Raw genomic sequence first — 22,270 nt, forward strand, 5'->3', positions numbered from 1 at the left:
AACAGGCGCCAGAAAGAGACTAAAAAAGGCCCAGCTGAACAATGCCAGCTAAGCCTTTTTTTATGTTTTCCTAAAATATTGCTCAACCCTCAACCGACTTGATCAGTTTCTCCAGAATGTGCTGCGCGGCCACTGAGATGATCGTGCCCGGGCCGAACACGCCTTCAGCACCTGCTTTAAACAGGAAATCATAGTCCTGCGCCGGAATCACGCCGCCCACAATCACCATGACATCACCGCGGTCGAGTTTGCGAAGTTCTGCTATCAGTTGCGGTACCAGCGTTTTATGGCCGGCTGCCAGGCTGCTCACGCCCACTACGTGCACGTCGTTCTCGGCGGCTTGCATGGCTACCTCGGCAGGGGTTTGGAACAGCGGACCGATGTCCACATCGAAGCCTAGGTCGGCAAAGGAGGTAGCGATGACTTTGGAGCCCCGGTCGTGGCCGTCCTGCCCCATTTTAGCCACCATAATCCGGGGCCTGCGGCCTTCCAGTTGCTCAAACTGATCGGCCAGCGCCTTGGCCTGCTCAAAGTTCTCGTCGTCGGTTAATTCTGCTGAGTACACGCCTGATATGGATCTAATGATTGCTTTGTGTCTTCCGTAAACTTTTTCCAGGGCATCCGAAATCTCGCCCAATGTGGCCCTGCGGCGGGCGGCCTCCACGGCTAGCTCCAGCAGGTTGCCCACACCAGAGGCTGCAGCGTTCGTTAAGGCCTGCAGCGCGTTCAGCACGCTGGCCGCATCGCGGGTTTCTTTCACGCTGGCCAGGCGGCGCAACTGCGCCTCGCGCACGGCCGTGTTGTCGATGTCCAGGATGTCAATCTCCTGTATCTGCTCTGGTTTATACTTGTTTACGCCCACAATGATGTCCTTTCCGGAGTCGATGCGTGCCTGCTTACGGGCGGCGGCCTCCTCGATGCGCATTTTTGGCAGTCCGGTCTCGATGGCTTTGGCCATGCCGCCCAGTTCTTCCACTTCCTGCATCAGTGCCCAGGCTTTGTGTGCGATCTCGTGCGTGAGCGCCTCTACGTAATAAGAGCCGCCCCACGGGTCTACCACTTTGGTAATGTTAGTTTCCTGTTGCAGGTAGATCTGCGTGTTACGGGCAATGCGGGCCGAGAAATCGGTGGGCAGTGCAATGGCCTCATCCAGCGCGTTGGTGTGCAGGCTTTGTGTGCCGCCCAGTGCCGCGGCCATGGCCTCCACGCAGGTGCGGGCCACGTTGTTGAACGGGTCCTGCTCGGTCAGGCTCCAGCCGGAGGTTTGGCAGTGCGTGCGCAGCGCCAAAGATTTCGGGTTTTTGGGGTTAAACTGCCCGATCAGTTTAGCCCATAGCATGCGGGCCGCACGCATCTTGGCAATTTCCATGAAGTGGTTCATGCCGATGGCCCAGAAAAACGAGAGGCGCGGGGCGAAATCATCAATGTCCATGCCTGCCTTAAGCCCGGTGCGCACATACTCCAGGCCATCGGCCAGGGTATAGGCCAGTTCGAGGTCGGCGGTGGCGCCGGCCTCCTGCATGTGGTAACCCGAGATGGAGATGGAGTTGAAGCGCGGCATGTTGCGGGAGGTGTACTCGAAGATATCCGCAATGATCTTCATACTTGGCTCCGGCGGGTAGATGTAGGTGTTACGCACCATAAACTCTTTTAGGATGTCGTTCTGGATGGTGCCGCTCAGCTGCTCTGGCTGCACCCCCTGCTCCTCGGCGGCCACAATATAGAACGCCATGATGGGCAGCACGGCCCCGTTCATGGTCATGGAAACCGACATCTTATCCAGCGGGATCTGATCGAAGAGGATCTTCATGTCCTCCACAGAATCGATGGCTACGCCGGCCTTGCCTACATCGCCCTCAACGCGCGGGTGGTCTGAGTCGTAGCCGCGGTGCGTGGCCAGGTCGAAGGCAACCGACAAGCCTTTTTGCCCTCCGGCCAGGTTGCGGCGATAGAAAGCGTTGCTCTCCTCGGCGGTGGAGAAGCCGGCGTATTGGCGGATGGTCCAGGGCTTTTGCACATACATCGTGCTGTAAGGGCCACGCAGGTAGGGTGGCAAGCCGGCAGCGAAATCGAGGTGCTCGAAGTGCGTGGCATCCTCCGAAGTATAAAAAGTTTTCACTTCGATCTGTTCCGGCGTTTTCCAGGTGTTGGCGTCAGAAACGGCTTTCGGACCATGATCAGCAGAAGCTACCTTGCTCAGGTCTATTTTAGAAAAATCGGGTTTCATATCTCAATTTTGAATGATTGATTGCGTGAATGCGTGCATATTAAATGGTGATTCAATTATTTAGTGTGCACACTTTCACGCCTTATTCGGCTTGCATGCGCGGCGATTCCGCGTGGCTAACAGTCAGGATACAGCTACAGAATAGTCTCATGTTAAGCGGTGTCAGTCTCATGCAGCCTTTTATGGATCACCCGCATGATGGACGCCATGTCGCAGTCTTCAAAGATGAACTCCTCGTACCCGTTGGCCATCATCTCCTCTTTTAGCTGCGCCGGGTTATCGGCTAACATCACCGTTGGTTTAGCATGATGATTGTGGAAGCCTGGACCGAACTCGCGTGCAAAGGCAGCCTCTGAGGCGGCCACCACAATCACCTCTGCGGAAGTATGCTGCAGCTTGTCGGATGCCTCGGCAGCTGATGCGAACTGCTCGATCGTTGTTTCGAAGCCTGCACAGGAAAAGAACTCCTGCGAGAAGGTGGCGTTCACGTGCCGCTTTACCTCCTGGCCGATGATGGCGATTATGGCCAGTGGGCGACGTTGCTTTTTTCGCAGGTGCAGTTCTGTGGCCATGCGCATGACCTCGGTAGGGTAGGCGGCGCGGGCGGTATCGAACCCGGCGTTCTGGATCAACTCTTCCGGATCGAAATCTACTTTCTCCTTGGGGTTCAGGTATTTGTTGGTGCCCACCAATACATCGCGGCCCGTGGCAATGTTCCTGAATTTTCGGCGGCTTACCTCCGTAATGCTCCCCAGTATAAAGCCGCTTTTATAAGCTGCCTCAAAGCCGCCTTTTTTTTCCACATCTTTAAACAAAGCCCAGGCGTGCTGCGCCAGTTGGTTGGTAAGCGCCTCCAGGTAGTAAGAGCCTCCAGCAGGGTCAATGGCTTTGTCCAGGTAGGCTTCCTCTTTCAGGATGGTGGAAACGTTGCGGGCAATCCGCTCCGAGAACTCATCAGAGTCTTTAAAAGTATTGTCGAAAGGGAGCACCGTCAGAAAGTCGCAGCCTGACATGACAGCGGCCATGGCCTCGGTGGTGGTGCGCAGCATGTTCATGTACGGGTCTAGTGTGGTCTGGTACCAGCTGGAGGTGGAACTGTGGATGCGCAGCAGTCCGGCCAAAGCGGGAGCAGCCTGGTAGGCTTCCACTACGGCAGCCCAAAGCAGGCGCAGGGCCCGCAGTTTGGCTATCTCAAAAAAGTAGTTGGTGCCCGACGCCATGTGAAACTGCACGTTGCGCAGCACCGACTCCAGGGGCTCGCCGGCGGTGGTCAGCCTGTCGCAATAAGCCACGGCGGTACTTAGGGTATAAGCAATCTCCTGCACCACAGAAGCTCCGACACTGCTGAAACTGGTGCCGTTTACGGTAATGCCATAGAAATCCGGGCTGTCTTTGGTCAGGTCCAGCACCTGGATGATGGCTTTGCCCTCTTCTGCTGATATTTTGCTTTTTACCGAAACCGGGTCGAAGTTGACCGAGCCTTTCAGGTTACGGTGCGAAACCTTGCACGCTTCCAGTTCGGCATAGAGCCGCTTGATAAACGTGTCTGGCTGGGCTTGAAGCGTGTAGCTGACAACATGCTTGCGCAGATCAATTTTATTAACCAGGTAGGCGACATCGAACAACTCCGGGGTATGCAGCATGAAGTGGATGCCGTCTGCGCCTCTTTGCAGGGCATCTGCGGCTTTATCAATGGCAGCTATGCTATGGTTATCCTTCACCTGTATCTGCTGTATGTTCAGCCAGGTATTGGCAGCGGTTTTCTCGCCGCGCACAAAAGGATAGCTACCGGGTTTCTGTGCTACAAAGGGCAGGTCGGCGATATCGGCTTTGGTATAGTAGGGCTTTACATCAATGCCTTCGTAGGTATGCCAGGTAAGGCTTTCCAGCGGCGCGGCGCGCAGGTCCTGGCGGGCTTTCTGTTCCCAGGCATCCGCCATGGCTTGCGGGTGGTTGCCGCCTGCAGAATGGAACTCCGCAAAAAGAGGCTGCGGTTTTTGCTGTTCTTCCGTCATGTTAGTTGTGCTCTAAATTTTACTGTAAAGATAGAATTATTAACGGTACCATATAAACCAGGGGGCACTATATAACGCTATGGCTATGTTTTAATCGATCCGGCTTACATAGGCCTGATAGGCCCAGTAACCAATCAGGAACCAAATCATCACAATAAATGCGGCCATCACATAATTGGGTTTCCGTTGCAGGATCTGCTCTTTTGCCTTTTGGCGGTAATGGTGCAGCACAGGTTCCGGTATCAGCTTAATGGAGAGCCAGATGCCCAGGGGCAGTATAAGCAGGTCGTCGAGGTAACCGAGAAAGGGGATGAAGTCCGGGATCAGGTCGATCGGGCTAAAAGCATAGGCAACCGTGATCACCATCACCACCTTGGCCGCAAACGGGATGCGCGGGTCACGGTAGGCCAGGTACAGGGTGTAAATGTCTTCTTTCAGTTTCCGGACGGCTTCTTTCCATTTTCTAAGCATGCTAGGTTGTACGGCAAAATGCCTGAATTGATGTTTGCGTGCCTTTTGGTATAAAATTTACCTCCTTCTCAGGACATGTTGAATGCATCGAACCAATAATCAGCAGAATTCCTTATCTTCATACTTTTATCTAACAACCCAAACACATGAAAAAGAAACAATGGTTATTGGCCGCACTGGGCATGGGCATGCTTGCCGCACCAGCCATGGCCCAGCAGAGCAAGTTAACGGCCAGGGCAAACGACCTGGCCGACAAGATAGAGCCTAAAGTAATTGAGTGCAGAAGATACTTTCACGAGAACCCGGAGCTGAGTAACCGCGAGGTGAAAACGGCAGCGCGCATTGCCCAGGAGCTGAAGAAGCTCGGGATAGAGGTGGAGACCGGCGTTGCCAAAACCGGGGTGGTCGGCGTTCTGAAAGGCGGCAAGCCTGGCCCGGTAGTGGCGCTGCGTGCCGATATTGATGCCCTGCCGGTAACCGAACGTGCCGACATCGCCTTTGCCTCCAAAGCCATTGGCGAGTATAACGGGCAGGAGGTAGGTGTGATGCATGCCTGCGGACACGATACCCACATCGCCATGCTGTTAGGTGCCGCAGAGGTGCTGGCAAATATGAAAAAAGACCTGAAAGGCACAGTGAAATTCATCTTCCAGCCCGCGGAGGAGGGTGCGCCCGCCGGTGAAGCAGGTGGCGCCTCGCTGATGGTGAAGGAAGGCGTGCTGGAGAAAGGCCCGAAACCCGAGGTGATCTTCGGGCTGCATATTAACTCACAAACAGAAGTAGGCACCATCAAGTACAGGCCCGGAGGCATTATGGCCGGCGCCGACGTGTTCCGGATAAAGGTGAACGGCAAGCAGGTACACGGCGCCAGCCCCTGGAACGGCGTGGACCCGATCGTGGTCTCCTCGCAGATTGTGTACGGGTTGCAAACCATCATCAGCCGCCAGACAGAGCTTACCAAAGATGCCGCCGTTATCACGGTGGGCATGATCCATGGCGGGGTGCGCAACAACATCATTCCCGAAGAGGTGAAAATGGAGGGAACCATACGCACCCTGGACACGGACATGCGCAAGAAGATACATGAGAAAATCAGGCTGACGGCTACCAAGATCGCTGAAAGTGCCGGCGCAACCGCCGAGGTAGAGATCGTGGAGATGGCCCCGGTCACCTACAACGACCCCGCACTGACCACCAAAATGCTGCCCACCCTGCAGGCAGTTGCCGGCCAGGACCATGTGGTGTTGATGGATGCCATGACCGGTGCTGAGGATTTTGCCTACTACCAGCAAAAGTTGCCCGGGCTGTATGTGTTTGTGGGTGGCATGGCAAAAGGGCAGGACCCCACCACGGCTCCGGCGCACCACACCCCCGACTTCTACATTGATGAAAGCGGCATGAAACTGGGTGTGAAAGCCCTCACCAACCTGACGCTAAACTACATGGAAAGCAAAGGGAAATAAAATGAGCCAGGGTTAAACCGAACTCTTAAACTAATGACCTGCTTACAGGTATAAAAAAGCGCGTGAGGCCTGGCTGGTTTCGCGCGCTTTTGTTTTGGGTTTTACCTTAAAATGATTTTGCCCCGCCCAATAATCTCTTTTTTGCTGCTGATGCGGTAGGTATAAAACCCTGCCGGTAAAACAGCGGGTCTTTTAAAGTCGTTTGTGCCGGGTTTCAGCGCAAAAGTACTCACCGTTCTCCCGGCGGCATCGAACAGGTGCCAGTGCATGTCTGGCTTTGAAGGGGCCTGCAACGTGATTTGATCCGCAGCGGGATTCGGGTAAACCAGTGGACGATCGCTCTCCAGCAAGTCGCCGGCTGCGGCAGGCTGCTGCTGCCCGACCAGAATGTTTGTAAACTGCCAGCCATATGCAAAAATCTTGTTGTTGCCCGTTGAAGTATAGTCTGCTATCAGAGCTGCACCCCGGATGCCGAGCACATACGGGTAGTCGCGCTGCAGGCTGGCTTCCGGAGTAAAAGAAACAGTAACCGCCAAGCCGTCGGCAGAGTCGCGGATGGCCAGTGTGGGTTTTGCCAGGTTCAGGGTATCCAGGTCGCTGAACTGGCGGGCGCTAAGCGGAAGTGTGCTGCCGCGGGCCTTGGCCACATAATACTCCAGTTTCAGCAACTGGCCGGGCTGCGCTACCACAAAGCCCTGCTGGTTTAGCAGCAAGCGCTCCTGGTGCAGCAGGCTAACCACTGGGTGCTGTTGCCTCTCCTGTACGGTCAACTCCAGGTCCACGATGCTGAAGCCCACGGCTTGCTGGTTCTTATACTCCGTAAGCTTCACCGAAATGGCGTACTCCCCTTGCATGGTTGGGTTTAGCCACGTCAGCTGCCCGGTGGCATCAATGGTTAAGCCTTCCGGAATCCGGTAGCCGGGCAGGTCGCGGGGCACGGCGTCATCCTGCAGGTACTGGCTTGGAACAAGTTCGTAGGTAATCCGGTCACCGTCCGGGTCGTAGGCGATCATATTCCATTTAAATGGCTCCCCTGCAAAGGCCTCGAGCGGGGCAGGCACCACTGTTTTCACACTGTGGCGGTTCAGGGGGCTTTGGCGCACCCGTACCTGGGCATACAAAAATTCTGTCAGCAAGTCTGTCGGTTGGGTAGCGTTCACGAGGCCCCCATTTCTGTTGATCCCGCTCCAATACACAAGATAGTCACCGGCCTGCAGGTACGTGTACTCCCATTCGAAAATGGCCAAACTGTTCTTGTTCAGGTATCGGATGTGCTTGCTTTGCGCAACAGTCACTTTATGCAGGTCCCCCATCCCGACCAGAATGGTTGACTCGGACGCCTGCGATCTGTCGTCCACAAACAAAGTCATGGTAAAAAAGTATTTCAGCGGATTTTGCGGATCGACCTTATAGCTGATGTAACCGCCGTTGAGGTGTGTGGCCTGGCTTGCCAGCGGTGCCAGCAGCAGGAAGGCCAGCAGCAAATTAAAAAAATCTGTTTTTTTCATAGCAGCAATCGAAAACATGAGAGGTTTGTTATTATACTTTAATAACTTAAAATTGAATAATTTGTTGTTTAAAGATTGTTGTTTTTTGTAATTTTTACAGTGACAGCTAAGCATAGAACTTACCGCATTTGCTTGCTGTTGAAGAGGCTGGTAACTTTATACCCATACTTTACCCAGATTCATGAAACGAGAATTAACCAGAAGTTTGGCAGGCCTGCTGCTCATGCTCAGTTTTGTGGCTTGCCAGCGTACCTGGGTAGCCTCTTCCACCCTCGAGACGACAGACGTTCCGGTAGCGGCTTACATCCCGGATGACACCCAGCTAGAGGAGCATATTGCCCCTTACCGGAAGGAGGTAACGGCTAAAATGACCGAGATCATCGGGCAGGCGCCTGTTGCGCTGGGCAAAGGCGACTACCAGTCGCCGTTGGGTAATTTTGTGGTAGACCTGATGCTGGAGGAGGCCCGGGAACGTTACAAAGGGCAGATAGACATGGCCACCACCACCAACGGCGGCCTGCGCGTGCCGATACCGCTGGGGGCTGTGAGCGTGGGGAGCATCTTTGAACTGATGCCATTCGAGAACGAGCTGGTCGTGCTGACACTGGCTGGCAAGGATGTGCAGGAGTTTTTTGACATTGCCGCTGAGGCCAAGTATGCCCCCATTGCCAATGCCACCTACACCGTGAAAGGCGGGAAAGCGACTGCTATTAAAATCGGTGGGAAACCATTTAACCCCGATCAGAACTACACCATCGTGACATCTGATTATCTGGCCGGCGGCGGCGATGATCTGAATGTGTTCAAGCGCGCCCTGAAGTCAGAGAAAGTGGGCATCATGATGCGCGATGCCATTATGGTGCACATCCGGGAGCTGACCGCCAAAGGCCTGCCGATCGGCGCCGATACCACAAACCGGGTAACCATACTCCCTTAACGCCAGTCAAATGATAAGAAGAGATTTCCTAAAAACGTCCGTGCTGGGGGCAGCCGGTATTAGTCTGCTGGGCATGCCCTTTTCAGCAGAGGCCGCACAGCAAATACACCTCACCATCCTGCACACCAACGACCAGCACTCCCGCATCGACCCGTTTCCGGATGATGGACGCAAGTATGGCGGCATGGGCGGCATGGCGAAGCGGGCCACGCTCATCGAGCAAATCAGAAAGCAGGAGCCCAATGTGCTGCTGCTGGATGCGGGCGATATCTGGCAGGGCACGCCATACTTTAACTTTTTTGGCGGAGAGCTGGAGTACAAGCTGATGAGCCAGATGAAGTATGACGCCGCCACGCTGGGCAACCATGATTTCGATAACGGCCTGCAGGGGCTCGACAAGATGCTGCCCTTCGCCCAGTTCCCGTTTGTAACGGCTAACTACGATTTCTCTGGTACAATCCTGAAAGACAAATTTCAGCCTTACCGAGTTTTTGAGAAACAGGGCGTGCGCATTGGGGTGTTTGGCCTGGGCATAGAGCTGGAGGGTTTGGTTAGCAAAAATAACTTTGAACAGACCATTTACCACGATCCGGTGGCGGTGGCCCGGGAAATGGTTCAGGAGTTGCGCGTAAACCAGAAGTGTAACCTGGTTGTATGCCTTTCGCACCTAGGGTACAAATATGAGAGCGATAAAATTGATGATGTGAAGCTGGCGGAGCAAGTGGCAGGGATAGACCTGATCCTGGGAGGGCACACCCATACTTTTCTGGAGGAACCAACTGCTGTTAAGCATTTTAACGGTCACGAAACGCTCATCAACCAGGTAGGCTGGTCCGGAATATTCCTGGGCCGGATAGACTACAGTTTCAACCGCAAAACCAGGAGTAAGACAGATGTGAGAACTGCGTTGCTGCCTGTAAACACACCTGTAACAACTTCGTGAAAAAATAATTTTTTGTTTACATATAAATGAGCAAATTTGTAACCCCCCTGCCGATAATAGTAGAGGTTTGTTGCACCTAACGAATCTTAGTGAGTTTTGGAAAATTGGATGATAAAAGACTGTTCTACTGTATGGAGTAACTGCCTGCAGGTGATTAAGGAAAACATTGGCGAGCAAAGTTTTAAAACCTGGTTCGAGCCGATTAAGCCTGTTACCCTGCGCGATAGCGTACTGACAATACAAGTGCCCAGCCAGTTCTTTTACGAGTGGCTTGAAGAGCACTATGTACAGCTTTTGAAAAAGGTCATTTACCAGGAACTTGGCAGCGAGGGGAGGCTCGAGTATTCTATTATAGTGGACCGTGGCAACGAGGCCAACAAACCGCAAACAGTAAACCTACCTACCAAAAAAATACCGCAGGCTGTGGTGAACTCATACCGGCCGGAGCAGAATTTCATCAAAAGCCCGTTCGAGTCGAAGACCATTGACCGAAACTTCCTGAACTCGCAGTTAAACCCCTCTTATACTTTCGAGAACTACATTGAAGGAGACTGTAACCGCCTGGCGCGCTCGGCGGGGTATGCCGTGGCCAACAAGCCAGGCACGACCTCCTTCAACCCCCTGATGGTGTACGGTGGCGTAGGGCTGGGTAAAACGCACCTGGTGCAGGCAATCGGGAACCAGATCAAGAACAGCAACCCCGAGAAGTTCGTGCTCTACGTGTCGTCAGAGAAATTCGTGAACCAGTTCATCGAGTCCCTGAAAACGAACAACGTGCAGGATTTCGCCAATTTTTACCTTTTGGTGGATATCCTGATCATAGACGATGTGCAGTTCTTGAGCGGCAAAGAGAAAACGCAGGAAATGTTCTTCCACATCTTCAACCACCTGCACCAGTCCGGTAAGCAGATCGTGATGACCTCCGACTGCCCTCCCCGCGACCTGAAAGGCCTGGAAGAGCGCTTGCTATCCCGCTTTAAGTGGGGCCTGACGGCCGACCTGCAGAGCCCGGATTTTGAGACGCGCATGGCCATCATCCAGAAAAAGATGCAGGGCGATGGCATTGACATACCGGATAACGTGGTGGAATACCTGGCCTATAGCGTGGATACCAACGTGCGAGAGCTGGAGGGCGTGCTGATCTCGCTGATCGCACAATCGTCGCTGAACCGCAAAGAAATTGACCTGGAGCTTGCCAAGCAGGCCCTGAAACATATTATTGAGGATGTGGAGACAGAGGTGAATCTCGACTTCATCCAGAAAACCGTGGCCGAGTATTTCCAGGTAAGCCTGGACTCGTTGAAGGCCAAAACGCGGAAAAAGGAGATCGTGACGGCGAGGCAGGTGGCGATGTATTTCGCAAAGGAGTTTACCAGTCACTCCCTCAAATCCATTGGCTACCATTTCGGTGGCCGCGATCACAGCACCGTAATCCACTCTGTTCAAACGGTTTCCGACCTGATCGATACCGACAAGAAATTCAAAGCTAGCATTCAGGAACTTCAGAAAAGATTTAAGTCGAAGGCTGGTTAAGTAACAAGCGGCATTTTTTATATAAAAAGAGCGCGGGCCATACTTTTACGAAAGTATGGCCCGCGCTCTTTTTGGTGTATGCTAAGGCTGAATGGGAAGCGGTTGAACCTAAACTGCCCAACGCCTGCTGTCAGTTAGTTTATGGCCTGTTGCTCAACGACTCAGAAAGGGCAAATCCGCAGTGGGATGCCAATTCCTTGATCTTACCCTTGATACGGGCAAGGTCACGCTTTTTGCGCACTTGCTTTAGGTCGAGGTATACTTTTGAGTCATTGTGTAAGGTAATGCGCAGGGCATAGGGAGACACATGCAGGGCTTTGATGTCCGGTATGTCAATGATATGCTTGGTCCTGAATACCCCGGATTTTTGTACGATGTACTGCGGGGTAACTTCTATGTAAGACTGCACGCCGAATATGGACGTATTCTGCAGGATCACATAAACAAAAAAGCAAAGCGCCAACCCAAAAAACACATAGTAAAGGTAGTTTTGGTCGCTGGTCTCATTATCGGTAATGAGTAGCATGCTGGCCCAGGCGAGCCAGAAAAGTGTTAAAACAATTTGTACTGTAAAAGAAAGTTTTGCACTTCGCGTTGGACTGAGCTGTACAATTAACGTCGATCGTGCATTACTACCGGACACTGCCATGTTCAGAGGTTTTGGTAAAACATAAGCGGTTATCAGATAACCTTATCGCAATATAATGATTAATTCGATTATAGCGGCCATTCCGGCCTCCAGGCGGATAATTTTATCTTTGAGACGGTTTATTCATGTGTTGCCAGCAGCAAATTTAAGTTAGGATTACGGAAATTAGTATACAACATGGCAATGCTGGTTAATCTGGCTATATTTACCCTCTCACAGAACAGGTGTTTATGGGTGTAAAAGCGTTATTGAGCAAGGTAGTGGCCGCTTATGTGCATAAAAAGCATCAGAAATGGATACAAAACCCCGTAGCCACGCAAGCGGCAGTTTTTAATGAAATCGTTGCCAAAGGGCAAAACACCGTTTTTGGTCAGGACCATGATTTTAAAAGCATCCACACCCATGCTGATTTTGTGAAATCGGTTCCTGTGCGTGATTACGAGGCGCTGCAGCCGTATTTAGAGCAGGTACAGCAAGGGAAAAAGGATATCCTTTGGCCCGGCAAACCCCTTTACCTGGCCAAAACATCAGGCACAACCTCCGGCACCAAGTACATCCCGATAACCAAAGCCTCCATCCCGAACCACATAAATGGCGCGCGCGATGCGCTGCTGGCATATGTTTACGAAACCGGTAAGTCTGATTTTTTGGATGGGAAAATGATCTTTCTGTCCGGAAGTCCCGTCCTCGATGAAAAGGGGGGGATCAAAACAGGGCGCCTGTCAGGTATTGTCAACCATCATGTGCCGGGTTACCTGCGCAACAACCAACTGCCTTCGTACCAAACGAACTGCATCGAAGACTGGGAATCAAAGCTGGACCAGATAATTGAAGAAACCATTGAGCAGGACATGACCCTGATCTCCGGGATCCCACCCTGGGTGCAGATGTATTTTGATAAGCTGATGCAGCAGACCGGCAAGCGGGTGAAAGACATTTTTCCGAATTTCTCGCTGTTTGTGTACGGAGGGGTGAACTTCGAGCCTTACCGCAAAAAACTTTTCGAGTCTATTGGCAAAACAGTCGACTCTATTGAGCTCTTCCCTGCCTCCGAAGGCTTTTTTGCCTATCAAAATGAACAAAAAGACAGTGGCTTGCTTCTTTTACTGGATGCAGGCATTTTTTATGAGTTTATTCCTGCAGAGGAGTATTTCAGCGAGAACCCTACGCGCCTGACCATCGGAGAAGTGCAGACAGGCGTGAATTATGCGCTGGTTATTAGCAGCAATGCCGGTCTCTGGGGCTACTCTGTGGGCGATACGGTTAAGTTTACCGCTACCAACCCCTATAAACTGGTGGTGAGTGGCCGCATCAAACACTATATCTCCGCTTTTGGGGAGCATGTAATTGGCGAGGAGGTAGAGCGAGCCATGCAGCAAACCATGGAGCTCTTTCCGAATGTAGAGCTTATCGAGTTCACTGTGGCACCATTTGTGAGTCAGGATCAAGGCCAGTCGTACCATCAATGGCTGGTGGAGTTTGCCCGCCCTCCCCAGGATATACGTGCTTTTACCAAAACCCTGGAAGAGAAACTGCAGCGGTTCAACAGTTATTACGACGACCTTATTAAAGGTAATATCCTGCAAAGCCTGAAGATAACGCCGCTGCCGCTGGGGACGTTCCGCAGGTATATGAAATTGCAGGGCAAGCTGGGCGGCCAGAACAAGGTGCCCCGCCTGAGCAATAACCGGGATCTGGCTGAGGGCCTGCTGCAGACGATGAACAGCAACCAGGTAAAATAAATTTTAGCGCCGAGCATCGCGCAAGCAATCAACTATAAGCATGAAGAGAATTGCCATACTAGGCTCTACCGGATCAATAGGTACCCAAGCACTGGAAGTGATCAAAGCCAACCCGGAGAGTTTTGAGCTGGAGGTAATTACGGCACACAGCAACGCGGACCTGCTGATAGTCCAGGCGCTTGAGTTTAAGCCAAACGCCGTCGTGATCGTGGGGGAGCACCTGTACGATAAAGTGCGCAGTGCCCTCCAGCCCCACGATATAAAGGTGTATGCCGGCAGCAACGCCCTTTGCTCGGTAGTAGAAATGGGCACCGTGGACATGGTGCTGACGGCCATGGTAGGCTATGCCGGGTTGCAGCCCACCATCCGGGCCATTAAAGCCGGAAAACAGATCGCGTTGGCCAACAAAGAAACGCTGGTGGTGGCCGGGAAGCTCATAACAGGCCTGGCCCGGGAGCATGGTGTCAACATCTACCCCGTTGACTCAGAGCACAGCGCTATCTTTCAGTGTCTGGCGGGAGAATTTCACAACCCGATCGAAAAAATTATACTCACCGCTTCTGGCGGCCCTTTCAGAGGGCGCACCACTGCGGAACTGGCCCACATCACCAAGGCGCAGGCCCTGAAACATCCTAACTGGGAGATGGGTGCCAAGATCACCATCGACTCGGCTTCCCTGATGAACAAGGGTTTGGAGGTGATCGAAGCCAAATGGCTGTTTGGGCTCAGAAACGATCAGATAGAGGTTGTGGTGCATCCGCAATCCATCATCCACTCGCTGGTGCAGTTTGAGGACGGCTCGCTGAAAGCGCAGCTGGGCCTGCCCGATATGAAACTGCCGATACAGTACGCAATGGCTTACCCCGAGCGCCTTAAGTCTGATTACCCGCGCTTTAACTTTATGGATTACCCGCAACTGACCTTCGAGCAACCCGACCTAAATACCTTCCGGAACCTTGGGCTGGCCTTTGAGGCAATGGAGCAGGGGGGTAACATGCCCTGTGTTCTGAACGCGGCCAACGAGGTGGCGGTCAACGCTTTTCTGCACGATGAGGTAGGCTTTCTGCAGATGTCCGATATCATCGAGAGCTGTATGGCAAAAGTTGCGTATATTGCGAATCCTTCTTACGAAGACTATGTTAGTACTGACAGGGAGGCGCGTGAGCGGGCAACTGCACAACTGAAAAAATAAACAAAAAATCACACAGCCTGTTGCCTTTACGTCTCAGGCCCCAACAAAGTATAATTTCTTTTTAATGGATATAGTAGTAATGGTAGGCCAGCTCATCCTGGGCCTTACAATTCTGGTAGGGTTGCATGAGCTTGGGCACATGCTGGCAGCCAAATGGTTTGGAATGCGCGTGGAGAAGTATGCGATCGGTTTTCCCCCGAAGGTGTTTGGAAAGAAGATCGGCGAAACGGAGTATATGCTGGGCATGATCCCCCTGGGTGGTTTTGTGAAGATATCCGGCATGGTAGACGAATCGATGGATACGGAAGCCATGAAAGAGGAGCCCAAGCCCTGGGAGTTCCGCTCCAAGCCGGCCTGGCAGCGCCTGATCGTGATGATGGGCGGGATTATCGTCAACGTGATCACCGGGATCGTTATTTATGTGGCCCTTACTTTTAGCTACGGCGAAAGTTACCTGCCTGCCAGCGAGGCCAAGTATGGCGTAGTAGCCAACGAGATAGGGGAAGACATCGGTTTCAGGACCGGCGACCGTATTGTGGCCGTGAACGGGAAAGCCCTGGAGCGCTTCGAAGACGTGTATTCGATGGATGCCTTACTGGGCCGCGATGCTTACTACACAGTGGAGCGTGACGGCCAGCGCGTAGATATTAAAGTACCCGCCAACCTCATGGATCGTGTTGCGGATAACAAAGAGCGCATGTTTTTTGTGCAGCCGCGTCAGCCGTTTAAAGTAGGGCAGGTGATGGCCGGCAGTGCCGCGGCCGATGCCGGTTTACAGCAAGGCGACTTTATCAAGAAAGTAGGCGATAACGAGGTGCTGTTCTTCCATGAGTTTCAGCAGGACCTGCAAAAAAATGCCGGCAAAAAAGTAAGTATGATCGTTGAGCGCGACGGCAAGCCGATCAAGCTGCAGGTAGAGGTGAGCGAGGAGGGTACAATCGGGTTTATGCCCGTGCAGTTGCTGCAGTACGCCACCCGCGACTACAGCCTGGGAGAGTCTATACCTTTGGGTACCGAGCAGGCCTTTGGCGTGATCACGGCGAATTTGAAAGGGTTCGGGAAAATTTTCAGGGGCGAGGTTTCAGCCTCTAAATCCTTGAGCGGCCCCATTGGCATTGCCCAGATCTTTGGCGACACCTTCAGCTGGTATAAATTTTGGAACATAACCGCCATGCTCTCTATGGTGTTAGCCTTTATGAATTTTCTTCCAATCCCGGCACTGGATGGCGGCCATGTCGTGTTTTTAACCTATGAGATGATAAGCGGCAGAAAGCCATCCGACAACTTCCTGGAAAACGCCCAAAAAGTAGGCATGGTGATCTTGTTGGGCCTGATGGCATTCGCGATTTTTAATGATGTGTTCAAGATCATATTCTAACAAAGTATAAGGAGGCTATTACCCCTTACTATAACCCGGACACGCTATTCCCGCAGATGGGGATAGCGTGTTCTGTTTCAGTTAGCTATATAAACATAAAGCAGTTGTTTAGAATGGCTTTTCAGAAACTGGCAGGTTACTTGCTATAACTCACGAGGCTGCTTTCGCCTCTACTATTAATACCTCAAAATGAAATTCAGTGTATTCTCCCTGGTCCTGGTCATGTTGGTTGCCATTTCTTTGCCTGCTGCAGCCCACGATTACCACACCAGCATAACAGACATTACCTATAACCCGGCTACAAAATCATTGGATGTAGCCCTTCGGGTGTTTACTGACGACCTGGAAATGGGCCTGACAAGGTTTACAAAACAGAAAGTGGTTTACGATAGCAAGTCCGCTTTGCAACAGCAGCAGTTGGCCAGTTACCTCAAACAGCATTTGGGCTTTGCGTTAGAAAAAGGGAAACCTTTGAAGTATAAAGTGCTGGGTTCCGAGGCCGAGACAGATGCCGTCTGGATTTACATAGAGGTGCCCGCCACGGGTGCGGCCTTGCAGCAGTTGTATATCCAAAACGGGGTGTTAACTGAGGTGTATAAAGACCAAATGAACATCGTTAACCTGAACTACAAAGACAAAACTGAAAGCGTGCTGTTGCAACGTGGCGATACAGAGGGTGAAATGAGTTTCTGATTTAACTTTTTGTAACCAGTATGCTTAATCTGGACAGTAGGCCCATGGCAAGTACTGCCAGCAGGCAACCGGTCAGGTACCGCACCACCAGTTCATCCAGCGTTATAAGTATAACTACATCGGGCTTATAGGCCAACATGGTAAATAAGCCCACAAGCAGCACCAGGCACCAGTAGCCGATCCAATTTCCTTTTCTAAGCACCAGGTGAGCGGGTAACCTCCAAACGTACACGCCCACTACCAAGAGGCCCGCTAGGGTGCTCACGTGCTGAATGGCCCGGCTTAACTGCATGGATATGCCCAGCACCGAAACCTGCTCTAGCAAAATGGGCGCCCTGTTTACCATGTACCCCTCGTAATGGGTGAAAGAATCCCAGACGATGTGCGAGACAGTGCCCAACGTGGCGGATACCAGGAAATTGACCCCATGGTGCCGTAGGTAAGCAAACCAGGCAGATCCTGCAGCGGCAGCGGCTCTTTTTCTTAAAAATGGAGGCAGGTGCGCGATCAGACTGTCCCGCACCAGCCCATGGAAAAGCAGTGCCAGCAAAACAGTGGCAGGCAGGTTAAAGGTAACCACCGACAGGAAAGTATGGCTTTCAATTTTCTTCTGGAGCAGGAAACTCAGGAAATACCCAAAGTCCGGCGCAATGCTTCCGATTACCAGGCCCGTAACGGAGAACCAGTTTTTGCGGGCATGCAGCAGGGGCAGAATGATAGCAGGGTGAGCGGCGGTAAAAGGCATAATTTTATCTGAATCCCTGCTCTGGTTTGGCAGGCTTGATCATTCTGAATTCTACGCGCCGGTTTACGCGTCGGTCCTCTTCGGTTTTTTCTGGCCGGATCGGTCGTGTGTTCCCATACCCGATAGCATCTATCCTGCCAGGCAGCAATTTAGCTTTGTTTTCGATATATTTCTGAATCGCCACCGCCCTGTCCTGCGAAAGGCCTAAATTAAAAGCGGGGTCGCCGGCCGCATCGGTGTGGCCCGTGATCTCCAGCCGGAACGTAGGGTGGTCTACCAGGAAGAGGGCCACTTCGTTTAATACGGGCTTCATTTCCTCTTTAATTGTGGCTTGGTTTTGATCAAACTGTATATTCTCAAATACCATCGGAATGCTGTAGTCGATCAGGGTGGCCATCAGCTGAAAGGTGGTGTCCTGCTGTAGTTCCAGTTCCCGCTCAATGGTAAAGAAATCCGGTCCCTGGATCAGGATCATGTAACGGGCGTCTTCTATCAGGTCAAACTCAAAAGAACCGTCGGGCCGGATGTACTTAGATGACACCTCAATTCCGTTGTCCAGGTCGATGATGGACACGATGCCGGCCAGTGGCTTGTTGCTGACGGAATCCTTTAGCACTCCCTGCAATTTTGTGATGGCCAGGGGGTGGGCCTCCATGGGCAAAGGGAAAGAATACAGGTTCAGGTTCTCGATGTCGTCGGGCTCGGAGCGCGCATAGTATAGGTTCTTGGAGCTGGCATCAATCGTGAAGTAATACTCGCTGCCTCTTCCGTTCACCAAGGGGCCTATGTTGCGGGGCTCCTGCCATTCGCCGTTCACTTTATAGGTTTTGTAAATGTCGAAATCGCCGAAGTTATACAGGTGGCCCCTGGAGCTGAAGTATAAAACCTGGTAATAAGGGTGGAAAAAAGGGCTTACTTCGCTCTCGCGGGTATTGATGGTGGGCCCCAGGTTCTGGGCCGGTGCCCAGTCGCCTTTCCTGGTTTTGTAAGTGTAGTACAGGTCAGATAAGCCGAAGCCGCCCAGGCGGTCAGAGGCGAAATAAAGCGTGTCCTCTTTGCTGGAAAGGGTGGGCTGCGAGTCCCAGGCATCGGAGTTCACATGCGGTCCCAGGTTGGTGATCTCACCCCAGGTGCCATCTGCTTGCAGATGGGCCACATACAGATCGCAGTTGCCAAAACCGTCCGGCGATTCACAGCGGGCAAAGTAGAGCGTCTTTCCGTCGCGGCTCAGGCATCCGGAACCTTCGTTGTAAATGCTGTTTATCGGTTTCCCGAAGGACTCGGCCTGCTGCCAGATGCCGTTTACGCGCTTCGAGTAATAGAGGTCTTCGTTCTCCCGACCATTTAACCCCTGCAGGTTGCGTTTAGAAGTGAAGATAAAGACCTCGTTCTCCTCGTTCAGGGTAGGGCCGTAATCCGCGAAAGGCGAGTTAATGGCGTTGCCCATGTTCAGGTAAACCCCCTTTGGCGGCTTAAAGGTGGTAACTGACTTGCGGTACTCCACCAGTTCATAATAATAGTCCAGGGGTACATAATAGTCTTTGGTATTCTGCTCCAGCGAGTCATAATAGGCATACACGCCCCGCGCATCCGTGCGGTGGTGCTTTAACACAAGGCGATAGAGCTGTTTGGCCTCTTCCTCCCTGCCTTCGCGCTCCAGCAACTGCCCCAGCCGCCACAAGAGTTTGGTGTCTTTGTAAAAGTTCTCAATCCCGAAATGCCGCACATAGTCTTCCAGCAGGGGCAAAGCCTGGTCGTATTGCTTGCGGCGCTCTAGTTTTTGGATAACGGCAAGTTGCTTGCTGTTCTGATAGTGGGGGATTTTGTTTAAATTAGGGAAATTCAGGTGAACATCGGGTGCAGGTGCGTGTTTCCTTGCTTTTAAGGGGTCTTCGCCTTCCTTCATCATATGCCGCGACTGCTCACATCCCAAAAAAGGAAGCAAAAGAGCCAGGAATAAGAAGAGGAGCCCACGATTCATTACTGTTTAAACCTAACGATTTATTATTGTATTATTTAGTTAACATCTTTATAACGCCTTTAAGTAGGCTTTGTTCCTTAGTATAATGCTAATTCTAATTAGGCAATACGCAGGCAAGACAATTATGCATGCTGCCTGAGAGTGGCACAGGACTTGACTACTATAAGGCAATTCAGAAATATAGCGCTTATCGCATTATTTCTGTCATTTTGGCATTGATATAAATTATGAACTATACGTTAAAGAACTTTTTGCAGAACCTGATGCTAAGCAGTTTGTCGGATGAGGAAGATGATGACATGATTCCGGTGATCACCGCTGAGATGGAGGACGACCTTCCTGTGGAAAGTCTGCCGGATGAATTGCCAATTCTGGCTGTTCGGAACACGGTGCTGTTTCCGGGTGTGGTGCTGCCCATCACGGTTAGCCGCAAAAAATCGGTGAAGCTGGTGCGCAAGGCCCACAAAGGAGATAAGATTTTAGGCGTAGTAGCCCAAAAGAACACCAATAGCGACGACCCCACCGCAGAAGATATATTTGAGGTGGGCACGGTGGCCAAAATATTGAAGATGCTGGTGCTGCCCGATGGCAATACCACCATTATCATTCAGGGGCACAGCCGTTTTAAGATTGAGGAGATCACGACGGAAGACCCTTACCTGAGCGCTAAGATCAGCCCCTGCACCGAAACCAAGCTCGATAAAAAGAGCAAAGAAGTGAAAGCGCTGGTGCAGTCGTTGAAGGATGCGGCAGGCAAAATGCTGAAGCTGAACCCTGAGATACCGCAAGAAGCCCAGGTAGCGCTTGATAACATAGACTCGCCCAGCTTCCTGACCCACTTCCTGTCCAGTAACCTGAACGTAGAAGTGGCCCAAAAACAGCAGTTGCTGGAGGTGAATGATGGCGTGGAGCGCGGAACGCAGCTCTTGGAGCTGATGTTGCGCGAGATCCAGTTGCTGGAACTGAAGCAGGAGATCCACTCTAAAGTACACACCGACATTGACCAGCAGCAGCGGGACTACTTCCTGCGCCAGCAAATTAAGGTGCTGCAGGATGAACTGGGCCAAGAGGGCCCCGATCAGGAGATTGAACGGTTCAGGGCGCGTGCCGCCAAAAAGAAATGGCCCGAAAACGTGGCGCTGCATTTTAAGAAGGAGATAGACAAATTGGCGCGCCTGAACTCGCAGGCAGCCGAATACCCCGTTTCTGTTAATTACCTGGAGTTTTTGCTGGACCTGCCCTGGAACGAGTTCACCAAGGACAACTTTAACCTGAAGCGGACCAAAAAAATACTGGATGCCGACCATTATGGCCTGGAGAAAGTGAAGGAGCGCATCATTGAGTACCTGGCCGTGCTGAAGTTGAAGAACGACATGAAGGCGCCTATCCTGTGCCTGTACGGCCCTCCGGGGGTGGGCAAAACCTCCCTTGGCCGCTCCATTGCAAAAGCCTTGGGTCGTAACTATGTCAGGATGTCATTGGGTGGCGTGCGCGATGAGGCCGAGATACGGGGCCATCGCCGCACGTATGTGGGTGCCATGCCGGGCAAGATCATCAGCCAGATCAAGAAAACAGGTTCCTCTAACCCGGTCATCATTCTGGATGAGATCGATAAACTGGCCTCCGACTTCCGTGGCGATCCGTCTTCTGCCCTACTGGAAGTGCTGGACCCGGAGCAGAACCACACGTTTATGGATAACTACCTGGATGTGGAGTACGACCTGTCCAAGGTATTGTTTATTGCAACGGCCAACTCCCTGGACACCATCCAGCCGGCCCTGCGAGACCGGATGGAAATCATCGAACTGACAGGGTACACCCTGGAGGAAAAGACAGAGATAGCCAAGCGCCACCTGGTGCCCAAGCAGGTGGCAGAGCATGGTTTGGCGCCGGATGATGTAAAAGTGTCAAAAGGTACGCTGCATAAACTGATTGAAGACTATACCCGCGAGTCAGGCGTTAGAAGTCTGGAGCGCAAGATCGGGCAGCTGCTGCGCAACACGGCAAAGCAGAAAGCCATGGACGAGGAGTTTGCCAGATCTATCAAGCCCGAAGATGTGGTGAAGATACTGGGCTCCGAGATATTCGATAAGGAGATGTACCAGGACATCGACACGGCAGGCGTTGTAACGGGCCTGGCCTGGACATCGGTGGGGGGCGATATCCTTTTTATTGAATCCATACTTAGCCGGGGCAAGGGGAAACTAACGCTGTCGGGCCAGCTGGGCGATGTGATGAAGGAATCTGCCATGACGGCCATCTCCTACTTAAAAGCACATGCCGAGCTGCTAGATATTGACTACCGCCTGTTCGATCAGTATGACCTGCACATCCACTTTCCGGAGGGAGCAGTTCCGAAAGACGGCCCTTCGGCGGGTATTGCCATCTTTACCTCCATTGCCTCTGTGTTTACACAGCGCAAGGTAAAACCAAGGTTGGCCATGACCGGTGAGATTACGTTGCGCGGTAAAGTTTTGCCGGTGGGGGGCATAAAGGAGAAGATACTGGCGGCGAAAAGAGCCGGAATAACCGATATCATCCTGTGCCAGAAAAACAAAAAGGACATCAACGAGATTCCGGAGCAATACGTGAAAGGGGTACACATCCATTACGTGGACCGCGTGGATGATGTGGTGAAGATCGCCTTGCTGCAGGAGAAAGTAAAGTACCCGCTTAAGCTTACCGTAACCGAAGAGAAAACGGCAACGGAGAGCTAAGCAGAAGCAGCATGATGGCCTGAATAATAAATTTAGAAAAAAACCATCCTACTCAGTTGCTTTATAATCAATTATC

At 52.2% G+C, this 22,270-nt stretch carries 16 protein-coding genes; 9 read left to right on the forward strand and 7 right to left on the reverse strand.

Annotation, left to right across the window (positions count from 1 at the left end; translation table 11 throughout):
- Positions 1–82: 82 nt before the first annotated feature.
- The 3 genes from scpA to AC4BAN_RS08410 form a co-directional block, all read right to left on the reverse strand.
- On the reverse strand, positions 83–2,227 hold the full coding sequence (scpA, locus tag AC4BAN_RS08400) for a methylmalonyl-CoA mutase (protein ID WP_490563946.1): 2,145 nt from the start codon (positions 2,225–2,227) through the stop codon (positions 83–85).
- A gap of 152 nt (positions 2,228–2,379) precedes the next feature.
- The gene (locus AC4BAN_RS08405) at positions 2,380–4,242 is read right to left on the reverse strand and encodes a methylmalonyl-CoA mutase family protein (RefSeq protein ID WP_490563947.1); all 1,863 of its coding nucleotides are present in this window, start codon (positions 4,240–4,242) and stop codon (positions 2,380–2,382) included.
- Positions 4,243–4,332: 90 nt separating this feature from the next.
- A complete protein-coding gene (locus AC4BAN_RS08410) occupies positions 4,333–4,713 on the reverse strand; it encodes a YkvA family protein (RefSeq protein WP_490563948.1) in 381 nt (126 codons plus the stop codon).
- A 146-nt stretch (positions 4,714–4,859) separates the two neighbouring features.
- Between AC4BAN_RS08410 and AC4BAN_RS08415 the strand changes: the two genes are divergently transcribed.
- Complete coding sequence (locus tag AC4BAN_RS08415; protein WP_490563949.1) at positions 4,860–6,176, forward strand: amidohydrolase; 1,317 nt, start codon at positions 4,860–4,862, stop codon at positions 6,174–6,176.
- A 101-nt stretch (positions 6,177–6,277) separates the two neighbouring features.
- On the opposite strand, the gene AC4BAN_RS08420 is transcribed toward AC4BAN_RS08415, so the two are convergent.
- Positions 6,278–7,684: a T9SS type A sorting domain-containing protein gene (locus AC4BAN_RS08420; RefSeq protein ID WP_490563950.1), complete on the reverse strand. Its 1,407-nt coding sequence runs from the start codon at positions 7,682–7,684 to the stop codon at positions 6,278–6,280.
- 181 nt (positions 7,685–7,865) lie between these two features.
- On the opposite strand from AC4BAN_RS08420, the gene AC4BAN_RS08425 reads away from it, so the two are divergent.
- The 3 genes from AC4BAN_RS08425 (at position 7,866) to dnaA (ending at position 11,097) form a co-directional block, all read left to right on the forward strand.
- Positions 7,866–8,621 (forward strand): 5'-nucleotidase C-terminal domain-containing protein, encoded by a 756-nt coding sequence (locus AC4BAN_RS08425; RefSeq protein ID WP_490563951.1) that lies wholly within the window; start codon positions 7,866–7,868, stop codon positions 8,619–8,621.
- A gap of 10 nt (positions 8,622–8,631) precedes the next feature.
- Complete coding sequence (locus AC4BAN_RS08430) at positions 8,632–9,564, forward strand: bifunctional metallophosphatase/5'-nucleotidase (RefSeq protein WP_490563952.1); 933 nt, start codon at positions 8,632–8,634, stop codon at positions 9,562–9,564.
- Between the two features lie 108 nt (positions 9,565–9,672).
- The gene (dnaA, locus tag AC4BAN_RS08435; RefSeq protein ID WP_490564024.1) at positions 9,673–11,097 is read left to right on the forward strand and encodes a chromosomal replication initiator protein DnaA; all 1,425 of its coding nucleotides are present in this window, start codon (positions 9,673–9,675) and stop codon (positions 11,095–11,097) included.
- 139 nt (positions 11,098–11,236) lie between these two features.
- Here dnaA and AC4BAN_RS08440 read toward each other — a convergent pair whose 3' ends face one another.
- A complete protein-coding gene (locus AC4BAN_RS08440; protein WP_490563953.1) occupies positions 11,237–11,623 on the reverse strand; it encodes a hypothetical protein in 387 nt (128 codons plus the stop codon).
- A gap of 353 nt (positions 11,624–11,976) precedes the next feature.
- Here AC4BAN_RS08440 and AC4BAN_RS08445 point away from each other — a divergent pair, with 353 nt between their 5' ends.
- The 4 genes from AC4BAN_RS08445 (at position 11,977) to AC4BAN_RS08460 (ending at position 16,751) form a co-directional block, all read left to right on the forward strand.
- Positions 11,977–13,488, forward strand: coding sequence for a GH3 auxin-responsive promoter family protein (locus tag AC4BAN_RS08445; protein WP_490563954.1), 1,512 nt, complete (start codon positions 11,977–11,979; stop codon positions 13,486–13,488).
- 40 nt (positions 13,489–13,528) lie between these two features.
- On the forward strand, positions 13,529–14,680 hold the full coding sequence (locus AC4BAN_RS08450) for a 1-deoxy-D-xylulose-5-phosphate reductoisomerase (protein WP_490563955.1): 1,152 nt from the start codon (positions 13,529–13,531) through the stop codon (positions 14,678–14,680).
- Positions 14,681–14,744: 64 nt separating this feature from the next.
- Positions 14,745–16,058, forward strand: a complete 1,314-nt coding sequence (rseP, locus tag AC4BAN_RS08455; protein WP_490563956.1) for an RIP metalloprotease RseP — start codon at positions 14,745–14,747, stop codon at positions 16,056–16,058.
- Between the two features lie 189 nt (positions 16,059–16,247).
- Positions 16,248–16,751 carry a DUF6702 family protein gene (locus AC4BAN_RS08460; protein WP_490563957.1) on the forward strand — a complete coding sequence of 168 codons (504 nt, stop codon included), beginning with the start codon at positions 16,248–16,250 and terminating at the stop codon, positions 16,749–16,751.
- A 1-nt stretch (position 16,752) separates the two neighbouring features.
- Here the strand turns inward: AC4BAN_RS08460 and AC4BAN_RS08465 are convergent, their stop codons facing one another.
- Both AC4BAN_RS08465 and AC4BAN_RS08470 read right to left on the reverse strand, forming a co-directional pair.
- On the reverse strand, positions 16,753–17,496 hold the full coding sequence (locus AC4BAN_RS08465) for a DUF4184 family protein (protein ID WP_490563958.1): 744 nt from the start codon (positions 17,494–17,496) through the stop codon (positions 16,753–16,755).
- Positions 17,497–17,500: 4 nt separating this feature from the next.
- Positions 17,501–19,477: an OmpA family protein gene (locus AC4BAN_RS08470; RefSeq protein WP_490563959.1), complete on the reverse strand. Its 1,977-nt coding sequence runs from the start codon at positions 19,475–19,477 to the stop codon at positions 17,501–17,503.
- A 227-nt stretch (positions 19,478–19,704) separates the two neighbouring features.
- Here AC4BAN_RS08470 and lon point away from each other — a divergent pair, with 227 nt between their 5' ends.
- The gene (gene lon / locus AC4BAN_RS08475; RefSeq protein ID WP_490563960.1) at positions 19,705–22,194 is read left to right on the forward strand and encodes an endopeptidase La; all 2,490 of its coding nucleotides are present in this window, start codon (positions 19,705–19,707) and stop codon (positions 22,192–22,194) included.
- Positions 22,195–22,270 lie beyond the last annotated feature (76 nt).

This window comes from Pontibacter sp. GD13 (genome assembly GCF_058216355.1).

Coding starts and splice junctions, on each gene's coding strand:
- scpA (WP_490563946.1), bottom strand. CDS start 2,227: ATGAAACCCGATTTTTCTAAAATAGACCTGAGCAAGGTAGCTTCTGCT.
- AC4BAN_RS08405 (WP_490563947.1), bottom strand. CDS start 4,242: ATGACGGAAGAACAGCAAAAACCGCAGCCTCTTTTTGCGGAGTTCCAT.
- AC4BAN_RS08410 (WP_490563948.1), bottom strand. CDS start 4,713: ATGCTTAGAAAATGGAAAGAAGCCGTCCGGAAACTGAAAGAAGACATT.
- AC4BAN_RS08415 (WP_490563949.1), top strand. CDS start 4,860: ATGAAAAAGAAACAATGGTTATTGGCCGCACTGGGCATGGGCATGCTT.
- AC4BAN_RS08420 (WP_490563950.1), bottom strand. CDS start 7,684: ATGAAAAAAACAGATTTTTTTAATTTGCTGCTGGCCTTCCTGCTGCTG.
- AC4BAN_RS08425 (WP_490563951.1), top strand. CDS start 7,866: ATGAAACGAGAATTAACCAGAAGTTTGGCAGGCCTGCTGCTCATGCTC.
- AC4BAN_RS08430 (WP_490563952.1), top strand. CDS start 8,632: ATGATAAGAAGAGATTTCCTAAAAACGTCCGTGCTGGGGGCAGCCGGT.
- dnaA (WP_490564024.1), top strand. CDS start 9,673: ATGATAAAAGACTGTTCTACTGTATGGAGTAACTGCCTGCAGGTGATT.
- AC4BAN_RS08440 (WP_490563953.1), bottom strand. CDS start 11,623: ATGCTACTCATTACCGATAATGAGACCAGCGACCAAAACTACCTTTAC.
- AC4BAN_RS08445 (WP_490563954.1), top strand. CDS start 11,977: ATGGGTGTAAAAGCGTTATTGAGCAAGGTAGTGGCCGCTTATGTGCAT.
- AC4BAN_RS08450 (WP_490563955.1), top strand. CDS start 13,529: ATGAAGAGAATTGCCATACTAGGCTCTACCGGATCAATAGGTACCCAA.
- rseP (WP_490563956.1), top strand. CDS start 14,745: ATGGATATAGTAGTAATGGTAGGCCAGCTCATCCTGGGCCTTACAATT.
- AC4BAN_RS08460 (WP_490563957.1), top strand. CDS start 16,248: ATGAAATTCAGTGTATTCTCCCTGGTCCTGGTCATGTTGGTTGCCATT.
- AC4BAN_RS08465 (WP_490563958.1), bottom strand. CDS start 17,496: ATGCCTTTTACCGCCGCTCACCCTGCTATCATTCTGCCCCTGCTGCAT.
- AC4BAN_RS08470 (WP_490563959.1), bottom strand. CDS start 19,477: ATGAATCGTGGGCTCCTCTTCTTATTCCTGGCTCTTTTGCTTCCTTTT.
- lon (WP_490563960.1), top strand. CDS start 19,705: ATGAACTATACGTTAAAGAACTTTTTGCAGAACCTGATGCTAAGCAGT.